General features: G+C 65.7%; 31 protein-coding genes and 1 pseudogene. 28 read left to right on the forward strand and 4 right to left on the reverse strand.

Annotated features, from left to right (window positions below; translation table 11 throughout):
• Nucleotides 1–6 precede the first annotated feature (6 nt).
• The 5 genes from J0I47_RS01845 to J0I47_RS01865 all read left to right on the forward strand — a co-directional run bounded on the left by J0I47_RS01845 (nt 7) and on the right by J0I47_RS01865 (nt 2,940).
• A complete protein-coding gene (locus J0I47_RS01845; protein WP_294044738.1) occupies nt 7–228 on the forward strand; it encodes a hypothetical protein in 222 nt (73 codons plus the stop codon).
• Complete coding sequence (locus J0I47_RS01850) at nt 221–580, forward strand: hotdog domain-containing protein (protein WP_294044739.1); 360 nt, start codon at nt 221–223, stop codon at nt 578–580. The genes J0I47_RS01845 and J0I47_RS01850 overlap by 8 nt, the downstream gene beginning before the upstream one ends.
• A gap of 60 nt (nt 581–640) precedes the next feature.
• Nucleotides 641–1,060: an endonuclease domain-containing protein gene (locus tag J0I47_RS01855; RefSeq protein ID WP_294044740.1), complete on the forward strand. Its 420-nt coding sequence runs from the start codon at nt 641–643 to the stop codon at nt 1,058–1,060.
• On the forward strand, nt 1,060–2,457 hold the full coding sequence (gene lpdA / locus J0I47_RS01860; RefSeq protein WP_294044741.1) for a dihydrolipoyl dehydrogenase: 1,398 nt from the start codon (nt 1,060–1,062) through the stop codon (nt 2,455–2,457). Before J0I47_RS01855 ends, lpdA begins: the two co-directional genes overlap by 1 nt.
• A gap of 63 nt (nt 2,458–2,520) precedes the next feature.
• Nucleotides 2,521–2,940, forward strand: coding sequence for a hypothetical protein (locus tag J0I47_RS01865; protein WP_294044742.1), 420 nt, complete (start codon nt 2,521–2,523; stop codon nt 2,938–2,940).
• Here the strand turns inward: J0I47_RS01865 and J0I47_RS01870 are convergent.
• Nucleotides 2,937–3,389 (reverse strand): GFA family protein, encoded by a 453-nt coding sequence (locus tag J0I47_RS01870; RefSeq protein ID WP_294044743.1) that lies wholly within the window; start codon nt 3,387–3,389, stop codon nt 2,937–2,939. The genes J0I47_RS01865 and J0I47_RS01870 overlap by 4 nt on opposite strands.
• A gap of 71 nt (nt 3,390–3,460) precedes the next feature.
• Between J0I47_RS01870 and J0I47_RS01875 the strand changes: the two genes are divergently transcribed.
• Nucleotides 3,461–3,814 carry a DUF3140 domain-containing protein gene (locus J0I47_RS01875; RefSeq protein WP_294044744.1) on the forward strand — a complete coding sequence of 118 codons (354 nt, stop codon included), beginning with the start codon at nt 3,461–3,463 and terminating at the stop codon, nt 3,812–3,814.
• A gap of 136 nt (nt 3,815–3,950) precedes the next feature.
• On the opposite strand, the gene J0I47_RS01880 is transcribed toward J0I47_RS01875, so the two are convergent.
• A complete protein-coding gene (locus J0I47_RS01880) occupies nt 3,951–4,403 on the reverse strand; it encodes a polymer-forming cytoskeletal protein (RefSeq protein ID WP_294044745.1) in 453 nt (150 codons plus the stop codon).
• Nucleotides 4,404–4,454: 51 nt separating this feature from the next.
• Nucleotides 4,455–5,048, reverse strand: a complete 594-nt coding sequence (locus tag J0I47_RS01885) for a hypothetical protein (protein WP_294044746.1) — start codon at nt 5,046–5,048, stop codon at nt 4,455–4,457.
• A gap of 252 nt (nt 5,049–5,300) precedes the next feature.
• Between J0I47_RS01885 and rpsL the strand changes: the two genes are divergently transcribed.
• The 4 genes from rpsL to tuf all read left to right on the forward strand — a co-directional run bounded on the left by rpsL (nt 5,301) and on the right by tuf (nt 9,727).
• The gene (gene rpsL, locus J0I47_RS01890; RefSeq protein ID WP_022691828.1) at nt 5,301–5,672 is read left to right on the forward strand and encodes a 30S ribosomal protein S12; all 372 of its coding nucleotides are present in this window, start codon (nt 5,301–5,303) and stop codon (nt 5,670–5,672) included.
• 108 nt (nt 5,673–5,780) lie between these two features.
• On the forward strand, nt 5,781–6,251 hold the full coding sequence (gene rpsG / locus J0I47_RS01895; protein ID WP_294044747.1) for a 30S ribosomal protein S7: 471 nt from the start codon (nt 5,781–5,783) through the stop codon (nt 6,249–6,251).
• 101 nt (nt 6,252–6,352) lie between these two features.
• Nucleotides 6,353–8,446, forward strand: coding sequence for an elongation factor G (gene fusA, locus J0I47_RS01900; RefSeq protein ID WP_294044748.1), 2,094 nt, complete (start codon nt 6,353–6,355; stop codon nt 8,444–8,446).
• An 84-nt stretch (nt 8,447–8,530) separates the two neighbouring features.
• A complete protein-coding gene (tuf, locus tag J0I47_RS01905) occupies nt 8,531–9,727 on the forward strand; it encodes an elongation factor Tu (protein WP_294044749.1) in 1,197 nt (398 codons plus the stop codon).
• A 59-nt stretch (nt 9,728–9,786) separates the two neighbouring features.
• On the opposite strand, the gene J0I47_RS01910 is transcribed toward tuf, so the two are convergent.
• Nucleotides 9,787–10,110 (reverse strand): hypothetical protein, encoded by a 324-nt coding sequence (locus J0I47_RS01910; RefSeq protein ID WP_294044750.1) that lies wholly within the window; start codon nt 10,108–10,110, stop codon nt 9,787–9,789.
• Between the two features lie 215 nt (nt 10,111–10,325).
• Between J0I47_RS01910 and rpsJ the strand changes: the two genes are divergently transcribed.
• The 18 genes and pseudogenes from rpsJ (at nt 10,326) to rplR (ending at nt 18,705) form a co-directional block, all read left to right on the forward strand.
• Complete coding sequence (rpsJ, locus tag J0I47_RS01915; RefSeq protein WP_007406109.1) at nt 10,326–10,634, forward strand: 30S ribosomal protein S10; 309 nt, start codon at nt 10,326–10,328, stop codon at nt 10,632–10,634.
• A gap of 236 nt (nt 10,635–10,870) precedes the next feature.
• On the forward strand, nt 10,871–11,626 hold the full coding sequence (gene rplC / locus J0I47_RS01920) for a 50S ribosomal protein L3 (RefSeq protein ID WP_294044751.1): 756 nt from the start codon (nt 10,871–10,873) through the stop codon (nt 11,624–11,626).
• Nucleotides 11,627–11,628: 2 nt separating this feature from the next.
• A complete protein-coding gene (gene rplD, locus J0I47_RS01925; RefSeq protein WP_294044752.1) occupies nt 11,629–12,273 on the forward strand; it encodes a 50S ribosomal protein L4 in 645 nt (214 codons plus the stop codon).
• Nucleotides 12,273–12,590 (forward strand): 50S ribosomal protein L23, encoded by a 318-nt coding sequence (locus J0I47_RS01930; RefSeq protein WP_294044753.1) that lies wholly within the window; start codon nt 12,273–12,275, stop codon nt 12,588–12,590. The genes rplD and J0I47_RS01930 overlap by 1 nt, the downstream gene beginning before the upstream one ends.
• Before the next feature lie 4 nt (nt 12,591–12,594).
• Entirely contained in the window at nt 12,595–13,443 is an 849-nt protein-coding gene (gene rplB / locus J0I47_RS01935) for a 50S ribosomal protein L2 (RefSeq protein ID WP_294044754.1), read from the forward strand.
• A complete protein-coding gene (rpsS, locus tag J0I47_RS01940; RefSeq protein ID WP_294044755.1) occupies nt 13,443–13,718 on the forward strand; it encodes a 30S ribosomal protein S19 in 276 nt (91 codons plus the stop codon). The genes rplB and rpsS overlap by 1 nt, the downstream gene beginning before the upstream one ends.
• Nucleotides 13,718–14,095 carry a 50S ribosomal protein L22 gene (rplV, locus tag J0I47_RS01945; protein ID WP_294044756.1) on the forward strand — a complete coding sequence of 126 codons (378 nt, stop codon included), beginning with the start codon at nt 13,718–13,720 and terminating at the stop codon, nt 14,093–14,095. Before rpsS ends, rplV begins: the two co-directional genes overlap by 1 nt.
• Nucleotides 14,096–14,120: 25 nt before the next feature.
• Nucleotides 14,121–14,714, forward strand: a pseudogene (gene rpsC / locus J0I47_RS01950) (30S ribosomal protein S3); the annotation flags it as partial.
• Nucleotides 14,715–14,725: 11 nt separating this feature from the next.
• A complete protein-coding gene (gene rplP / locus J0I47_RS01955; RefSeq protein ID WP_294044757.1) occupies nt 14,726–15,160 on the forward strand; it encodes a 50S ribosomal protein L16 in 435 nt (144 codons plus the stop codon).
• A 1-nt stretch (nt 15,161) separates the two neighbouring features.
• Complete coding sequence (rpmC, locus tag J0I47_RS01960; RefSeq protein ID WP_294044758.1) at nt 15,162–15,395, forward strand: 50S ribosomal protein L29; 234 nt, start codon at nt 15,162–15,164, stop codon at nt 15,393–15,395.
• Nucleotides 15,396–15,406: 11 nt separating this feature from the next.
• Nucleotides 15,407–15,679 carry a 30S ribosomal protein S17 gene (rpsQ, locus tag J0I47_RS01965; RefSeq protein WP_294044759.1) on the forward strand — a complete coding sequence of 91 codons (273 nt, stop codon included), beginning with the start codon at nt 15,407–15,409 and terminating at the stop codon, nt 15,677–15,679.
• A gap of 152 nt (nt 15,680–15,831) precedes the next feature.
• Nucleotides 15,832–16,200, forward strand: coding sequence for a 50S ribosomal protein L14 (gene rplN, locus J0I47_RS01970; RefSeq protein ID WP_294044760.1), 369 nt, complete (start codon nt 15,832–15,834; stop codon nt 16,198–16,200).
• Nucleotides 16,200–16,514, forward strand: coding sequence for a 50S ribosomal protein L24 (rplX, locus tag J0I47_RS01975; RefSeq protein ID WP_294044761.1), 315 nt, complete (start codon nt 16,200–16,202; stop codon nt 16,512–16,514). Before rplN ends, rplX begins: the two co-directional genes overlap by 1 nt.
• On the forward strand, nt 16,507–17,091 hold the full coding sequence (gene rplE, locus J0I47_RS01980) for a 50S ribosomal protein L5 (RefSeq protein ID WP_294044762.1): 585 nt from the start codon (nt 16,507–16,509) through the stop codon (nt 17,089–17,091). Before rplX ends, rplE begins: the two co-directional genes overlap by 8 nt.
• A gap of 19 nt (nt 17,092–17,110) precedes the next feature.
• Nucleotides 17,111–17,416, forward strand: coding sequence for a 30S ribosomal protein S14 (rpsN, locus tag J0I47_RS01985; protein WP_294044763.1), 306 nt, complete (start codon nt 17,111–17,113; stop codon nt 17,414–17,416).
• A 10-nt stretch (nt 17,417–17,426) separates the two neighbouring features.
• A complete protein-coding gene (rpsH, locus tag J0I47_RS01990) occupies nt 17,427–17,822 on the forward strand; it encodes a 30S ribosomal protein S8 (protein ID WP_146570133.1) in 396 nt (131 codons plus the stop codon).
• Nucleotides 17,822–18,355 (forward strand): 50S ribosomal protein L6, encoded by a 534-nt coding sequence (gene rplF, locus J0I47_RS01995; protein WP_294044764.1) that lies wholly within the window; start codon nt 17,822–17,824, stop codon nt 18,353–18,355. The genes rpsH and rplF overlap by 1 nt, the downstream gene beginning before the upstream one ends.
• Nucleotides 18,355–18,705 (forward strand): 50S ribosomal protein L18, encoded by a 351-nt coding sequence (rplR, locus tag J0I47_RS02000; protein ID WP_294044765.1) that lies wholly within the window; start codon nt 18,355–18,357, stop codon nt 18,703–18,705. The genes rplF and rplR overlap by 1 nt, the downstream gene beginning before the upstream one ends.
• The last annotated feature ends 1 nt before the right edge of the window (nt 18,706 follow it).

Genomic DNA, 18,706 nt, shown 5'->3' on the forward strand with positions numbered 1-18,706 from the left:
CTCGTCGTGTCGGGGCGGACGCTGGCCGAACTGTGCTACATGATCGCCAGCGTCGTCGTGACGTTGCTCATCACCTGGTACGCGGCCTGGGGTTATCCGCAGGGCGGCACCGAGATCTGGGTGATCGGGATCGTGTCCGCGGTGCTGGTCGCGATCATGGCGTTGCGGCCCTTCCTCGATTCGTGGCGAGTCGATCGGGCGCGGATGTCGGGCCGGCGGCATGGCTGAGGACGCGGCCCCGCCCGACCGCGCGCCGGATATCCGCGTGACGGTGATGGCGGCGGACGCCAATCCCTACGGCTCGGCCTTCGTCGGCTGGCTGTTCGGGCAGATGGCGCTGGCGGGCGGGAGCCTCGCGTCGCGGCGCACCGGCAAGCGCGCGCCGGTCGTCGCGGCGGACGGCTTCACGTTCCGCGCGCCCGCCGCGATCGGCGACGAACTGTCGGTCTGGGCCGAGGTGACCGCCGCGGGCCGCACCTCGCTGACCATCGCGACCCAGGCATGGAAACGTGACCGCCATGGCGAGGCCGTCGCCCGGGTCGCCGAGGGCAATTTCGTGTTCGTCGGTGTGGAAGCATGAACCCCTCTCCCTTCAAGGGAGAGGGAGGGGCCCGCCGCGTAGCGGTGGGAGGGTGAGGGCGTGGCCGGGTACGACGCCGCCACCCTCGAACGCGCAAAGGCAATGCGCCGAGATCCGACCGACGCGGAGAAACGGCTGTGGAAGCACCTCCGCGGTGCCCAGTTGGCCGCCGCCAAGTTCCGCCGTCAACAGCCGATCGGCCCCTATGTCGTGGACTTCGTGTGCCAGGCGCATCGGCTGATCGTCGAAGCCGACGGATCGCAGCATGCGGGCAGCGAGCATGACGCTCGCCGCGACGGATTTCTGGAGAGCAAAGGCTATCGCGTGCTGCGATTCTGGAACAACGACATTCTGACCAATATGGCAGGCGTGTCGGAAACGATCCGCGTTGCGCTGCAAACCCCTCACCCTCCCATTGCTTCGCAATGGGCCCCTCCCTCTCCCTCAAGGGGAGAGGGGTTCGGAAAGGACCTTACCTAGTGGCTGACACCTACGACCTCATCGTTCTCGGCTCCGGGCCCGGCGGCTATGTCGCGGCGATCCGCGCGGCGCAGTTGGGCTTGACGACCGCGATCGTCGAGCGCGAACTGCTCGGCGGGATCTGCCTCAACTGGGGCTGCATCCCGACCAAGGCGCTGCTGCGCTCGGCCGAGATCTACCACTATATGCAGCACGCAAAAGACTACGGCCTGGTCGCCGACGGAATCTCGGCCGATCTGGAAGCGGTGGTGAAGCGCTCGCGCGGGGTGGCGAAACAGCTCAATCAGGGCGTCACGCACCTGATGAAGAAGAACAAGATCACGGTCCACTTGGGCACCGGCAAGCTGACGGGGAAGGGCAAGCTGGCGGTCACCGACAAGGACGGCAAGACGACCGAACTTCAGGCCAAGAACATCGTCCTCGCGACCGGCGCCCGCGCCCGCGACCTGCCGTTCGCGAAGGCCGACGGCAAGCGCGTCTGGACCTATCGCCACGCGATGACCCCGGCCGAGATGCCGACCAAGCTGCTGGTCATCGGGTCGGGCGCGATCGGGATCGAGTTCGCCAGCTTCTACAACGACATGGGCGCGGATGTTACCGTGGTGGAGATGCTCGACCGGCTGGTCCCGGTCGAGGATGCCGACGTCTCCGCGTTCCTGGAAAAGGCGCTCAAGAAGCAGGGCATGACGATCCTGACCAAGGCCGGCGTCGACAAGCTCGAGGTGGGCAGCGCGGGCGTCACGGCGACGATCAAGGACAAGGACGGCAAGGTCACCACCGGCGACTACAGTCACGTCATCGTCGCGATCGGCATCGTGCCCAATACCGAGGATATCGGGTTGGAAGCGCTTGGCATCGAGACCGATCGCGGGTTCGTGAAGACCGGGCCCGACTGCCAGACCAATGTCGACGGCATCTACGCGATCGGCGACATCACCGCGCCGCCCTGGCTGGCGCACAAGGCGAGCCATGAGGGCGTGATCGCGGCCGAGGCGATCGCCGGCAAGCACCCGCACGCGATGGACCCGCGCAACATCCCGGGCTGCACCTATTGCCACCCGCAGATCGCGAGCGTCGGGCTGACCGAGGCGAAGGCGAAGGAAGCGGGCTACGAGGTCAAGGTCGGCAACTTCCCCTTCATCGGCAACGGCAAGGCGATCGCGCTCGGCGAGCCAGAAGGCTTCGTGAAGACGGTGTTCGACGCGAAGACCGGCGAGCTGCTCGGCGCGCACATGATCGGCGCCGAAGTGACCGAGCTGATCCAGGGCTACACCGTCGGCAAACAGGGCGAGCTGACCGAGGCGGAGTTCATGGAAACCGTCTTCCCGCACCCGACCCTGAGCGAGATGATGCACGAAAGCGTCCTCGCCGCATACGGCAAGGCGCTGCATATCTGAGGCACGGTTAGCGGTTTGGCGAGGATTGGCCGTTATCTCGCGCGTGACGGGAGGCCGCGTGCGATGAAATCGACCAAGACGATGTTGGGCCTGGCGTTCGCGCTGGTGCCGATCCTCTATTGCGGCGGGCTGGTCTATTATCTCAACGCGGCGCCGCGCCATGTCGAGGGCGTGCTGGGGGTGCCGGGCGGCGCGACCGGCGGGATGACGCAGCAGATCGGGCCGACGGTACTCGGGCTGGGGGCGCTCGGCGTGATATTCGCGTTCGTGTTCGTGCTGAAACTGATGCGTGCCGCGACGGGCAAGACACCCGAGGTCGCGGCCGCCGACAGCGCGAGCGACGAGGGTGAGCCGTTCGATGCCGACGCCGCGCTGGCCCGCTACATGGCGAGGAAGGCGGCGGGGACGATCGACGCGCCGGCCGCGCCGACTTCGGAAGCCGCGGTGCCGGCGCCGCGGGGATTCGGCCGCAAGGGCGTCTAGCGCTCGGCGAACGCCGCCAGCAACGTCGGATAATCCGCCATGTCCGGGAACTTCTCGAACTGGTGCGGCGCGCCGGCGATCGCCCAGGGCAGCGCCTCGCTGGTATAGGTTTCCGCGAACGGCACGAACCACGACGGATCGTCGAGCGCGCCGGCGCGGACGTTGACGAAGCCCAGCTCCGGCGGAACCCGCGTGAACACCCAGCTCTTGCACCAGTCGCAATGATGATGCCGGGCCTGGTCTCCGTGCATCCCGCCGATCACCGGCTCGCCCCGGATGACCGCGAACCCGTCGCCGGGGACGATCACCGTGGTGAAGAAGGCGCTGGCGCTCATGTGCTGGCACCCGGTGCAATGGCAGATCGTCGTCATCATCGGCGGCCGGGTGATGCGGAAGCGCACGCGGTCGCAACGGCATCCGCCCTCCATCGGCAGGGTGTAGTCGGGCATCACGATCTCCGCGGCTGGGTCGGCGAACCTTAGGGCCGCCGCGTCGTTCTTGCCAGCGAAGGAGAGTGCGCGTGGCCAAGGACGATGACGGGCGCGAACAGGTCTGGAAGGATTTCCGCGCGGCGGTGAACATGACCCCGGCGCGGCTGGAGAAGTGGCTGGAGACCGACGACAGCAAACGCGTCGGGTGGAAAGGGTCGGACGGCGACGGACACGGCGAGAGCGTCGGCCACCATTCGGGGCGGCGGATCATCGCGATCAAGCGGAAGAAGAAGGCCGACCTGACTGCGGACGACTATGCGCACATGAAGAAGGTGGTCGGCTATGTCGCGCGGCATACGGCGCAGGGGCCGGGCCACGACAAGGCGCAGTCGGACTGGCGCTATTCGCTGATGAACTGGGGACATGACCCGCTGAAGAAATAGCGCTTCGGGTGTTTCATCTTGTCGTCACCCCGGCCTTGTGCCGGGGTCCACTGTGCCGCCAGCGCATCGCTCGATCTTCGCACGAGGAAAACCGCTTCGTGGCCCCCGGCACAAGGCCGGGGCAACATTTGTGGGATCAGGCCGCCGCATCGCTCGACGGCGTCTCGACCACGCGGACCTGGCGCGGCGTGCCGACGGCGGGGGCGGACTGGCGTGTGGTGTGGCGGAGGTGCCCGTCGATCCTGGCGCCGTTCTCGATCGAGATCGCCTCATACTCGACGTCGCCGGTGATCCGCGCGCTGGCTTCGATCGTCAGCTGGCGGATCGCGACCGACCCTTCGATCGCGCCGGCCAGCCGGGCGGTCTCGCCGCGGACCTGGCCCTTGATCGTTGCCTCCGCGCCGAGCACCAGGTTGCCGCAATCGACATCGCCCTCGATCCGGCCTTCGACATGCAGGTCGGCGGTGGCGCGGACGTTGCCCGTCACCACGACGTCGGCACCGAGCACGGAAAAGCCGGTCGTGCCGGTCCGCCGGACCGCGGCGGGCTGGTGCGCGGTGCCGCCCGCATCGTCGCGCTTGTTGAACATGCCAGCGATCCCCCTTGCCGAAAACCCCCGAGTCGCAGGAGCTTGATGCTATCAGGCGGCGCGGCGCGGCAAATAGAGTCGGGGCGCCGGGAGCGGCAGGGCGTTGTCGTTGGCGGGCAGGACGATGGCGATGCGTGCCGTCCGCCAGATCGCGACGCCGATCGCGACGCCGCCGAGCGCGGGCAGCCCCAGTATCGCGGCGAGCAGGCCGGCGGCGGTCCATCCGGCAAGCTCCGCTGTTCGCCGCCGGTGCGTATCGGCCACCGCCAGCAGCAGGGCAGGGGCGACGTCGATCAGCGCCGTCGCCGGCAACAGCCAGGGCAATGCCAGCGCCGCGAGCAGGGCTGCGGCCACCGCTTGCTCCCGACGCGGCGGCGTCAGGACGAATTGGGCGAGCAACGCGGCGAAGGTCCCGATCACCGTCGCCAGCGCCAGCCCGGACAGCTCGATTCTGTCGGGCACCATGCTGCCGACGATCGCCCACAGACTCGGTCCGCCCGCCGCGATCGGCACGTCGCGCGTCACATCGAAGAACCCCGGCAGCATCGCACCGATCCGCCAGGCCGGTCCGGCCATCGCCGCGAACAGCAACGCCCGGCTCGACGCGCGTGGCGACCATCGGATAGGGGAGGGGGCGCGGCGCATCGCGGCCGTCGATAGCGCCCGGCCGGTTAGCGTGGCGTAAAGCGGGGCGCCCATTGACCACGCGACCCCTTCGAGTCTATAGGCGCGCCCGCTCCATGCAGCAGTCTGCCGCGTGGAGAGAGCTGAACGCTGCCGGAAGACGCGGGTCATGGGATGTGCCGAGAGGCGCCCAACGACCCTTTTCGTTTTTTCCAAAGGCTCCCGGCACAGTAACCGCCAGGTTTTCTGGTCAACGCAAAGGTGAAGGGCTTCATGCCAACGATCAACCAGCTGGTCCGCAAGGGCCGCGACCCGCAGAAGGCCAAGTCCAAGGTCCCTGCGATGGAGCAGAACCCGCAGAAGCGCGGCGTCTGCACCCGCGTCTACACGACGACCCCGAAGAAGCCGAACTCGGCGCTGCGCAAGGTGGCCAAGGTCCGCCTGACCAACCAGCGCGAAGTCATCAGCTACATCCCCGGCGAGGGCCACAACCTGCAGGAGCACTCGGTGGTCCTGATCCGTGGCGGCCGTGTGCGCGACCTTCCGGGCGTGCGCTACCACGTGCTGCGCGGCGTGCTCGACACGCAGGGCGTCAAGGATCGCAAGCAGAGCCGTTCGAAGTACGGCGCGAAGCGTCCGAAATAACCGTCGTCCCGGCGAAGGCCGGGACCGCTAGGTTGTCTGTTGATACATTGCCGCCAACGGCCCCGGCCTTCGCCGGGGCGACGGCTGGTTGATTAGAAGGAAGAGCAAATGGCTCGTCGTCGTCGTCCCGAGAAGCGGGAAATCCTGCCGGACCCGAAGTTCGGTGATATCGTCCTGTCCAAGTTCATGAACAGCGTCATGCTGGACGGCAAGAAGTCGGTCGCGGAAGGCATCGTCTATTCGGCGATGGAAACCGTCGAGACTCGCGCCAAGAAGGATCCGCTGGGCGTGTTCCACGACGCGCTCAACAACATCAAGCCGGGCATCGAGGTCCGCAGCCGCCGCGTCGGCGGTGCGACCTACCAGGTGCCGGTCGAGGTCCGTCCGGAGCGTGCGCAGGCGCTCGCGATCCGCTGGCTGATCTCGGCGGCGCGCTCGCGCTCCGAGAACACCATGTCGGCGCGCCTGTCGGGCGAGCTGCTCGACGCGTCGAACAACCGCGGCAATGCAGTGAAGAAGCGTGAGGACACGCACCGCATGGCGGAAGCGAACCGCGCCTTCTCGCACTACCGCTGGTAACACGCCCGGCCGCTTCGGCGGTCTGGCACTGGCAATAATATTACCTACATAACGGGAGGTCGGATCGTCCGGCCTCCCACATCGCTAAGGAACAGATCGTCATGGCCCGCAGCCATCCGCTCGAACTCTATCGTAACATCGGCATCATGGCGCACATCGACGCCGGCAAGACGACGACGACCGAGCGCATCCTCTATTACACCGGCAAGTCCTACAAGATCGGCGAAGTGCACGAAGGCACGGCGACGATGGACTGGATGGAGCAGGAGCAGGAGCGCGGCATCACGATCACGTCGGCGGCGACCACCTGCAAGTGGAAGGCCGAGGACGGCAAGGGTCCCGAGCACCTCATCAACATCATCGACACGCCGGGCCACGTCGACTTCACGATCGAGGTCGAGCGTTCGCTGCGCGTTCTCGACGGCGCGGTCGCGTGCTTCGACGGCGTTGCGGGCGTGGAGCCGCAGTCGGAGACGGTGTGGCGCCAGGCGGACAAGTACAAGGTTCCGCGGATGTGCTTCGTCAACAAGCTCGACCGCACCGGCGCCGATTTCTATTATTGCGTCAACTCGATCATCGAGCGCCTGGGCGCGAAGCCGGCGGTGCTGTATCTCCCGATCGGCATCGAGGGCGGGTTCAAGGGCCTGGTCGACCTGGTCGAGAACCGCGCGATCATCTGGCTCGAAGAGTCGCTCGGTGCGAAGTTCGAATATCAGGCGATCCCCGACGACATGGCCGAGAAGGCGGCGAAGTATCGCAGCGACCTGATCGAGCTGGCGGTCGAGCAGGACGACGACGCCATGGAGGCGTATCTCGAGGGCAACGAGCCCGACGTCGCGACGCTCAAGAAGCTCATCCGCAAGGGCACGCTCGCCATGTCGTTCGTGCCCGTCGTGTGCGGCTCGGCGTTCAAGAACAAGGGCGTGCAGCCGTTGCTCGACGCGGTCGTCGACTATCTGCCGAGCCCGCTCGACATTCCCGACGTGCAGGGCGTGAAGCTCGACGGCGAGACCCCGGATTCGCGTCCGGCGAAGGACGACGCGCCGTTCTCGGGCCTGGCGTTCAAGATCATGAACGACCCGTTCGTCGGCTCGCTGACCTTCACCCGCATCTATTCGGGCACGCTGACCAAGGGCGGCTACCTGAACTCGGTGAAGGACAAGAAGGAAAAGATCGGCCGTATGCTCCTGATGCATGCGAACAGCCGCGAGGACATCGAGGAAGCGCGCGCCGGCGACATTGTCGCGATCGCGGGTCTGAAGGAAACGACGACCGGCGATACGCTGTGCGATCCCGCCAACCCGATCATCCTCGAGCGGATGGAGTTCCCGGACCCTGTCATCGAGCTGTCGGTGGAGCCGAAGACCAAGGCCGACCAGGAAAAGATGGGCATCGCGCTCAACCGCCTGGCCGCCGAGGATCCTTCGTTCCGCGTGTCGACCGATCACGAATCGGGCCAGACCATCATCAAGGGGATGGGCGAGCTCCACCTCGAGATCCTGGTCGATCGCATGAAGCGCGAGTTCAAGGTCGAGGCGAACGTCGGCGCGCCGCAGGTGGCGTATCGCGAATACCTCAAGAAGCCGGTCGAGCTGACCTACACCCACAAGAAGCAGTCGGGCGGCTCGGGCCAGTTCGGCGAAGTGAAGGTGCAGCTGAAGCCTGGTGAGCGCGGCACGGGCTTCCAGTTCTTCGACGAGATCAAGGGCGGCAACATCCCCCGCGAGTACATTCCCGCGGTGGAAAAGGGCTTCCGTGAGACCGCCGAGACCGGCTCGCTGATCGGCTTCCCGATCATCGACTTCGAGGTGCACCTGATCGACGGCAAGTATCACGACGTCGACTCGAGCGCGCTGGCGTTCGAAATCTGCGCCCGCGGCGCGATGCGCGAAGGCGCGCAGAAGGCCGGCATCACGCTGCTCGAGCCGGTGATGAAGGTCGAGGTGGTGACCCCCGAGGATTATCTCGGCGACGTCATCGGCGACATGAACAGCCGTCGCGGCCAAATTCAGGGCACCGACACGCGCGGTAACGCGCAGGCGGTGACCGCGATGGTGCCGCTGGCCAACATGTTCGGCTACGTGAACTCGCTGCGGTCGTTCACGCAAGGGCGCGCGAGCTACTCGATGCAGTTCTCGCATTACGACGAAGTGCCGCAGAACGTTGCGGACGAGGTCAAGGCAAAGCTGGCGTAACCAAAAAACTCTCGCTAAAGGGCCGCCTTCGCGCGAGTCCCACGGCGGACCCACGAAACGATTTTCCCGAGAAGGTAGGAAAAAATGGCGAAGGCAAAGTTTGAGCGGAACAAGCCGCACATGAACATCGGCACCATCGGTCACGTCGACCATGGCAAGACGTCGTTGACCGCGGCCATCACCAAGGTGCTGGCCGACAACGTCGCGGGCAACGCGGCGGTCGACTTCGCCAACATCGACAAGGCGCCGGAAGAGCGTGAGCGCGGCATCACGATCTCGACCGCCCACGTCGAGTACGAGACCGAGAACCGCCATTACGCGCACGTCGACTGCCCGGGCCACGCCGACTATGTGAAGAACATGATTACGGGCGCCGCGCAGATGGACGGTGCGATCCTGGTCGTGTCGGCGACCGACGGCCCGATGCCGCAGACCCGCGAGCACATCCTGCTCGCCCGCCAGGTCGGCGTGCCGGCGATGGTCGTGTTCATGAACAAGGTCGACCTGGTCGACGACGCCGAGATCCTCGAGCTGGTCGAGCTGGAAATCCGCGAGCTGCTCAGCTCGTACGACTTCCCGGGCGACGACATCCCCGTGATCCAGGGCTCGGCCACCGCCGCGCTCTCGGGCTCGGACGACAAGCTCGGCAAGGACGCCGTGCTCAACCTGATGAAGGCGGTCGACGAATACCTGCCGCAGCCGGAGCGTCCGCTCGACAAGCCGTTCATGATGCCGATCGAGGACGTGTTCTCGATCTCGGGTCGCGGCACCGTCGTCACCGGCCGCGTCGAGACCGGCATCGTCAAGGTGGGCGAGGAAGTCGAGATCGTCGGTATCCAGCCGACCGTCCGCAAGACCACCGTCACCGGCGTCGAGATGTTCCGCAAGCTGCTCGACCAGGGCCAGGCCGGCGACAACATCGGCGCGCTGATCCGCGGCGTCGGCCGTGAAGAGGTCGAGCGTGGCCAGGTCCTGGCCAAGCCGGGTTCGATCACGCCGCACACCGACTTCGCGTCGGAAGTGTACGTCCTGTCGAAGGACGAGGGCGGCCGTCACACGCCGTTCTTCGCGAACTATCGTCCGCAGTTCTACTTCCGCACCACGGACGTGACCGGCACCGTCGAGCTGCCGGCCGGCACCGAGATGGTCATGCCGGGTGACAACGTCGCGCTGGGCGTGAAGCTGATCGCGCCGATCGCCATGGACGTCGGCCAGCGCTTCACCATCCGCGAGGGTGGCCGCACGGTCGGCTCGGGCATCGTCTCGGGCATCACCAAGTAAGATCTTTTCTGCGTTTGGGGTTGGTCGGTGCTTCTAAATGAGCGGCGGCAATTGAATAGTTAGTTGCCGTTCATCCAAATCGGCGGTGATCCCGGCCCGAACCAGCCCCAGTCGCGTAGTTCGGAAATCACATGTTTGCGGACATACTTGCGAGCTTCCTTTGGCATGATCGATACAGGCATGTTGATAGTGCCCAACTTGATACGCCGCGAGAAGCTGATGATAGCAATGCCGTGCTGTCCGCCAAAGTCGGGCAGGTGGCCCTCCAGTAATAGAGTCCTCCCGTCGCGATCAGCAGTTTGGAAGGGAGTAATGAAACGGAAGCCGAGATCGTCGGCTGCTAATTCCCATGCGGTGATGAGGCGAGAGTCGAGCATGTCCATTTGTGGGTAATTAGCATCGAGCCGCGTGCCCGCCAGTGGCCGTTAGTGAGCGTGGGGAGAGCGGTAACCCCACTTTCTCCCAAAGATGCGACGAACGGGGGTTGATCCCTGGGGCCACCCTGTGTATCGGCGCGCCTTCAGTTTTCGTATGAACCAGCAAGAGGTGGCCCTCCTCGGAGGATCAACCGCCCCGCTCTTTCGCATCGGTAGGAACCATGGACAGCAATATCCGCATTCGCCTGAAGGCGTTCGATCATCGCGTGCTCGATCAGGCGACCGGCGACATCGCCGACACCGCGCGCCGCACCGGCGCTCTCATCCGTGGTCCGATCCCGCTGCCGACGCGCATCGAGAAGTTCACCGTCAACCGCGGCCCGCACATCGACAAGAAGTCGCGCGAGCAGTTCGAGGTTCGCACCTACAAGCGCATGCTCGACATCGTGCAGCCGACGCCGCAGACGGTCGACGCGCTGATGAAGCTCGACCTCGCCGCCGGTGTTGACGTCGAGATCAAACTCGCCTAACGGCACCGCTCCCGCGGTCGACCTTTCCGGTCCCGCGGGACGCTGACACATAGAGATACCGCTGACCCTCGGGTCAGGACAGCGTCTCCCGTCACGTTCAACGGCTCACGCCCACGAACACCCAGCCCGGGACGGGGGCTCGCTTCGCATTACCGGGCTGGACCGACCGACGCTTTCGCATCGGTCACAAGCACCGTCGGAATCAGCCGCGGTGCCTCTGTCAAGGAGCACGGATCATGCGCACCGGCGTGATCGCGAAGAAGTTGGGGATGACCCGCCTGTTCCAGGACGACGGTCGGCACGTGCCGGTCACCGTTCTGAGCCTGGAAGGCCTGCAGGTCGTTTCCCGCCGCGAACAAGATCGTGACGGCTATACCGCCGTCGCCCTCGGCGCCGGCAGCGCCAAGGCCAAGAACGTCGCCAAGCCGCAGCGCGGCGCCTACGGCAAGGCGGAAGTCGAGCCCAAGGCGATCGTCCACGAATTCCGCGTCGACGCGGACGGCCTGCTCGATGTCGGTGCCGAAATCGCCGCCGACCATTTCGTCGCCGGCCAGTTCGTCGACATCCAGGGCCGCACCCAGGGCAAGGGCTTCGCCGGCGCCATGAAGCGCTGGAACTTCGGCGGTCTGCGCGCGACGCACGGCGTCTCGGTCAGCCACCGTTCGCACGGTTCGACGGGCAACCGTCAGGATCCCGGCAAGGTCTTCAAGAACAAGAAGATGGCCGGCCACATGGGTGACAAGAACCGCACCCAGCAGAATCTCGAGATCGTCGGCACCGACGTCGAGCGCGGCCTGATCTTCGTCAAGGGCTCGGTCCCTGGCTCGAAGGGCGGCTGGCTGTTCGTCAAGGACGCCGTCAAGGTCGCCCGCCACGCCGACGCGCCGTATCCGGCCGGGCTGAAGCAGGCCGCCAACAGCAACAATGCGCCCGCAGAGACGCCCGCCGAGATGGTGGACGCGCCCGCGGCGACCGAAGGCCAGGAGGGCTGAACGTGAAGGTCAAGGTTTCCTCCTTCGACGCCAAGTCGAAAGCGGCGGACGTCGAGCTCAACGACGAGGTCTTCGGCCTCGATCCGCGCGCCGACATCCTGCACCGCGTCGTCACCTGGCAGCTCGAAAAGCGTCGCGCCACCGCGCGCGGCACCCGCGAGCGCGCCGACGTCGCGCGGTCGGGCAAGAAGTTCGGTCGCCAGAAGGGCGGCGGTACCGCTCGGCACGGCGATCGCCGCGCCCCGGTGTTCATCGGTGGTGGTAAGGCGCACGGCGCTCGTGTCCGCGACTTCAATCCGTCGCTGAACAAGAAGATCCGTGCGCTGGGCCTGAAGATGGCGCTGTCGAGCCACGCCAAGGCGGGTTCGCTGGTGGTCATGGACAGCCTGGCGGTCGAGGGCGGCAAGACGAAGGCGCTCAAGGGCAGCCTGGAGAAGCTGGGCTTCGGCAAGACGGCGCTGTTCATCGACGGCGACACGGTCGAGACGAGCTTCGCGCTCGCCGCCGGCAACCTCGGGCACCTCAACGTGCTGCCCGCCGCTGGCGCCAACGTCTACGACATCCTGAAGCATGACACGCTGGTGCTGACGCGCGCCGCGGTCGAGAAGCTGGAGGCGCGTTTCGCCCTTCCGGGAGGGGCTAACTAATGGCGAAGAAGCCTGCCAAGTCGGCGATCGACGCGCGTCACTACGACGTGATCGTCGCGCCGCACATCACCGAGAAGTCGACCATGATGTCGGAGCAGAACGCGGTGGTGTTCAAGGTCGCGGGCGACGCGACCAAGCCCGAGATCAAGGCGGCCGTCGAGGCGCTGTTCGACGTCAGCGTGACTGGCGTCAACACGATCGTCCAGAAGGGCAAGACCAAGAAGTGGAAGGGCGCGCCGTATCGCCGCTCGGACATGAAGAAGGCGATCGTGACGTTGAAGGACGGCCAGTCCATCGACGTGACGACGGGGATTTGATCCGATGGCTTTGAAGCATTACAATCCGACGAGCCCGGCGCGCCGCGGCTTGATCCTGATCGACCGGTCGGGCTTGTTCAAGGGGCGCCCCGTCAAGGCGCTGACCGAAGGCAAGCAGAAGACCGGCGGCCGCAACAACAAGGGTCATGTGACCAGCCGCGGCATCGCCGGCGGCCACAAGCAGAAGTATCGCATCGTCGACTTCAAGCGTCGCCTGTGGGACGTCGAGGGCAATGTCGAGCGGATCGAATACGATCCCAACCGCACCGCCTTCATCGCGCTCGTGAACTATGGTGCGGGTGAGGACGGCAAGGATCGTCTGGCCTATATCATCGCGCCGCAGCGCTTGGGCGTCGGCGACAAGGTGATCGCGGGCAAGAAGACTGACGTGAAGCCGGGCAACGCGATGGAGCTCGGTCAGATGCCGGTCGGCACGATCGTCCACAACGTCGAGATGAAGCCGGGCAAGGGCGGTCAGATCGCGCGGTCGGCGGGCACCTACGTTCAGGTCGTCGGTCGCGATCGCGGGATGGTGATCGTTCGCCTGAACTCGGGCGAGCAGCGTTACATCCACGCGAACTGCATGGGTACGGTCGGTGCGGTGTCGAACCCCGACAACCAGAACACCAACCTCGGCAAGGCCGGCCGCAACCGCTGGAAGGGCATCCGCCCGCTGACCCGCGGTGTCGCGAAGAACCCGGTCGACCACCCGCATGGCGGTGGTGAAGGCCGGACCTCGGGCGGCCGTCACCCGGTCACCCCGTGGGGCAAGCCGACCAAGGGTGCGCGCACCCGTCACAACAAGGCGACGGACAAGATGATTATCCGTTCGCGTCACGCGAGGAAGAAGTAATGGCTCGCTCTGTCTGGAAGGGCCCGTTCGTCGAACTGAGCCTGCTCAAGAAGGCGCAGACCGCTCAGGAAGGTGGCGCTCGCGCCCCGATCAAAACCTGGTCGCGTCGTTCGACCATTTTGCCTGATTTCGTGGGTTTGACCTTCAACGTCTACAACGGCCGCAAGTTCGTGCCGGTGTCGGTGAACGAGGACATGGTCGGCATGAAGCTCGGCGAGTTCGCGCCGACCCGGTATTTCCCGGGCCACGCCGCCGACAAGAAGGGTAAGCGCTGATGTCCAAGCCCAAGGCACCCCGTCGCGTCGGCGACAAGGAAGCGCTGTCGGTCGGCACGCAAATCCGTGGCTCGGCGCAGAAGCTGAACCTGGTCGCGGGCCTGATCCGTGGCCGCAAGGCCGGCGACGCGCTGAACATTCTTGCCTTCTCCAAGAAGGCGATGGCGGTGGACGCGCGCAAGGTGCTCGCCTCGGCGATCGCCAATGCGGAAAACAACCACAACCTCGACGTCGACGCGCTGGTCGTGTCGGAGGCGTCGGTCGGCAAGTCGATCACGATGAAGCGCTTCGCGACTCGCGGCCGTGGCAAGTCCACCCGCATCCTGAAGCCGTTCTCGCGCCTTCGCATCGTCGTCCGCGAGCAGGAAGAAGCATAATGGGTCACAAGAGCAATCCGATCAGATCCGCAAGTACATCCTCGAGACGCTGCCCCAAGCGGCGATCTCGAAGGTGGTGATCGAGCGTCCGGCCAAGCTGTGCCGCGTGTCGATCTACGCGGCGCGTCCCGGCGTCATCATCGGCAAGAAGGGCACCGACATCGAGAAGCTTCGCAAGAAGCTCGGCTCGATGACCTCGTCCGACGTGTCGCTGAACATCGTCGAGATTCGCAAGCCCGAGATCGACGCCAAGCTCGTCGCGCAGGGTATCGCCGACCAGCTCGAGCGCCGTATCGCGTTCCGCCGCGCCATGAAGCGCGCGGTTCAGTCGGCGATGCGCCTGGGTGCCGACGGCATCCGCGTCGCCTGCGGCGGCCGTCTCGGCGGCGCCGAGATCGCGCGCTCGGAAAGCTATCGTGAGGGCCGCGTGCCGCTGCACACGCTGCGCGCCAACCTCGATTACGCGGAAGCCCAGGCGCACACCGCCTATGGCGTCTGCGGCGTCAAGGTGTGGGTCTTCAAGGGCGAGATCCTCGGTCACGACCCGATGGCGCAGGACCGGCTGATGATGGAGGCTCAGACCTCCGGCGTCCGCCCGGCGCGCGAAGACCGCCGCTAAGGAATCAGAAGATGCTGCAACCGAAACGCACCAAGTTCCGCAAGGCGTTCAAGGGCCGGATCCATGGCGACGCCAAGGGCGGCGCCGCGCTCAACTTCGGCTCGTACGGGCTGAAAGCGATGGAGCCGGACCGGATCACCGCGCGCCAGATCGAGGCGGCCCGCCGCGCGATCACGCGTCACATCAAGCGCCAGGGGCGTTTGTGGATCCGCGTGTTCCCGGACGTGCCGGTCTCGTCGAAGCCCGCCGAAGTCCGCATGGGCTCGGGCAAGGGCTCGCCCGAATTTTGGGCGGCGCGCGTCAAGCCCGGCCGCATCCTGTTCGAGCTGGACGGCGTGCCCGGCCCGCTCGCGGCGGAAGCGTTCGAGCGTGCGGCGATGAAGCTGCCGATCAAGACGAAGGTCGTGGCGCGCCTCGGCGACACCTCGCACCTCGGAGGCGAGTAAGATGGCGAAGAAACCCGAAACCAAGTCGAGCAAGCTCGATGTCGTCGGCCAGTCCGACGACCAGCTGACCGAGAGCCTGGGCAACCTGAAGCGTGAGGCGTTCAACCTCCGCTTCCAGGCCGCGACCAGCCAGCTCGAGAAGCCGAGCCGCATCCGCGAGGTCCGCCGCGACATCGCCCGCATCAAGACCCAGCAGTCCGCGCGCGCCAAGGCCGCCGCGGCCGCTGCGAAGTAAGGAAGACAGACATGCCGAAGCGCGTGCTGACCGGGCAGATCGTCTCGGATAAGGGCGACAAGACGGTGGTCGTGAACGTGGAGCGCAAGGTCAAGCACCCGCTCTACGGCAAGATCATCCGCCGCTCGAAGAAGTATCACGCCCATGACGAGGGCAACGAATACAAGGCCGGCGAGACCGTGCGCATCGAAGAGACCGCGCCGATCAGCAAGCTGAAGACCTGGAAGGTGATCGAGCGGGTCAACACCCACGCGACGCCCGAGCGGGTCGACGTCGACGCGTAATCCTTCAAGGCCGTCATTCCCGCGCAGGTGGGAATTTCCGGCGGTAAGGACACGCCAAGTAGCTTCGAGATCCCCGCTTTCGCGGGGATGACGAAAAGAGGAACGGAACCGCCGGGCTGTCCCGGTAGGCCAAGAGAGAAGGAAGCGGATCGATGATCCAGATGCAATCCAATCTCGACGTCGCTGACAATAGCGGCGCGAAGCGGGTGCAGTGCATCAAGGTGCTGGGCGGCTCGAAGCGTCGCACGGCCGGCGTCGGCGACATCATCGTCGTCAGCGTCAAGGAAGCGCAGCCGCGCGGCCGCGTGAAGAAGGGCGACGTGCATCGCGCGGTGATCGTGCGCACGGCCAAGGACATCCGCCGTCCCGACGGCTCGGTGATCCGCTTCGACAGCAACGCCGCGGTGCTGGTCAACAAGAACGAGGAGCCGATTGGCACTCGTATCTTCGGCCCGGTCGTTCGCGAGCTCCGCGCCAAGAAGCACATGAAGATCATTTCGCTCGCGCCGGAGGTGCTGTGATGGCCGCGCAGAAGATCAAGAAGGGTGACCAGGTCATCGTCCTGTCCGGCAAGGACAAGGGCCGTACCGGCGAAGTCACCAAGGCGATGCCGAAGGACGGCAAGGTGATCGTGTCGGGCGTCAACGTCCACGTGCGTCACGTCAAGCCGAGCCAGGCGAACCCGCAGGGCGGGCTCGATCGCTCGGAAGCGCCGCTGCACGTCTCGAAGGTCGCGCACGTCGCCGACGGCAAGCCGACCCGCGTGCGCTTCGAGACGCAGGACGGCAAGAAGGTCCGCGTCGCGGTCAAGACCGGGAAGAAGATCGATGGCTGATGCTTACAAGCCCCGCATGAAGGGCATCTACGACGACAAGATCGTCAAGGCGATGACCGACAAGTTCGGTTACAAGAATGCGCTCGAAGTTCCGAAGATCGAGAAGATCGTGCTGAACATGGGCGTGGGCGAAGCCACCCAGGACAAGAAGAAGGTCGAGCAGGCCGCTTCCGAAATGGAGCTGATCGCCGGGCAGAAGCCGGTCGTCACCAAGGCGAAGAAGTCGATCGCACAGTTCAAGCTGCGCGAGGGCATGCCGATCGGCGTGAAGGTCACGCTGCGTCGCGAGCGCATGTACGAGTTCCTCGACCGCTTCATCACGATCGCGCTGCCGCGCGTTCGCGACTTTCGCGGGCTGAACCCGAAATCGTTCGACGGTCGCGGCAATTACGCGATGGGCCTCAAGGAACAGCTCGTGTTCCCGGAGATCAACTATGACCGCATCGACAAGGTGCGCGGCATGGACGTCATCGTCACCACCACCGCGAAGACCGACGACGAGGCTCGCGAGCTTCTCCGGCTTTTCGGCTTCCCGTTCCCGCAGGATGCGGACGGCGAGCAGAAGCAAGCGGCATAAGGGAAAGAGAACTTAAGTCATGGCGAAACTGAGTTCCGTGAACAAGAACGAGCGTCGCAAGAAGCTGGTGGCGAAGACCGCTCCCAAGCTGGCGAAGCTCAAGGCGCAGGCGAACGACAAATCGCTCGACGATACCGAGCGCCTGATCGCGCGGCTGAAGATGGCGGAGCTGCCGCGCAACGGCAATCCGACCCGCATCCGCAACCGGTGCGAAGTGACGGGTCGTCCCCGCGCTTACTACCGCAAGTTCCGTCTCTGCCGCGTGCAGCTCCGCGAACTGGCCAACAAGGGCCTGATCCCGGGCGTCACGAAGTCGAGCTGGTAAGGACACGAAGATGGCAGTGACCGATCCCCTGGGTGATATGCTCACCCGCATCCGCAACGGCCAGCGCGCGCGCAAGGACTCGGTCCTTTCGCCGGCGTCGAAGCTGCGCGTCCGCGTGCTCGACGTGCTCCAGCGCGAGGGCTATATCCGCGGCTATAGCGAGGAAGAGATGGGGCCCGCCAAGGGCATCCGCATCGAACTCAAATATTTCGAAGGCCAGCCGGCGATCAAGCACGTCGCGCGCGTCTCGAAGCCGGGCCGCCGCGTCTATTCGGGCAGCCAGGAGCTTCCCCGCGTGATGAACGGCCTGGGCATCACCATCGTCTCGACGCCGCGTGGCGTGCTCTCGGATGCCGAAGCACGTGACCAGAACGTCGGCGGCGAAGTGCTGGCGGAGGTGTTCTGATGAGCCGCATCGGTAAGAAAGCGGTCGCGATCCCGAACGGTGTCACCGCCACGGTCGCCGACGGCGTCCTCAGCATGAAGGGGCCCAAGGGCACCCTGTCGATGCCGATGGCGAACGAGGTGACCTGGGATGTGCAGGCCGATTCGGTCGCGGTTCAGCCCGCGAACGACACCAAGCGCGCTCGCGCGTTCTGGGGCATGCAGCGCACCCTGGTGCAGAACCTGGTGACTGGCGTGACCGAGGGCTTCTCGAAGAAGCTGCTCATCACCGGCGTCGGCTACCGCGCGAACGCGCAGGGCAAGAAGCTGAAGTTGCAGCTCGGCTATTCGCACGACGTCGACATCGACGTGCCGGAAGGCCTGACGGTCGCTACCCCGGATCAGACCACGGTCGAGATTTCGGGCGCCGACAAGCAGAAGGTCGGCCAGCTCGCCGCCGAGATCCGCCGCTGGCGCAAGCCCGAGCCGTACAAGGGCAAGGGCATCAAGTACGACGGCGAGTACATCTTCCGTAAGGAAGGGAAGAAGAAGTAATGACCAAGGGTCTTTCTCTGTTCGAGAAGCGGCGCCGCCGCAATCGTACCGCGCTGCGCGCCCGTGGCGGCGTCCGTCCGCGCCTGTCGGTGCACCGGTCGGGCAAGCACATCTATGCCCAGGTGATCGACGACGAGGCGGGCAAGACGCTCGCATCGGCCTCGACGCTGGCGGGTCACGAGGGCTCGACCGCGAACGTCGCGGCGGCCACGGCGGTCGGCAAGCGCGTGGCGGAAGCGGCGAAGGCCGCCGGCGTGACGCAGGTCGTGTTCGACCGTGGCGGCTTCCTCTATCACGGTCGCGTTAAGGCGCTGGCCGATGCGGCTCGCGAAGCCGGGCTGGAGTTCTAAG

Origin of the sequence: Sphingomonas sp. (assembly GCF_017304635.1) — a bacterium.
Classification (GTDB): domain Bacteria; phylum Pseudomonadota; class Alphaproteobacteria; order Sphingomonadales; family Sphingomonadaceae; genus Sphingomonas.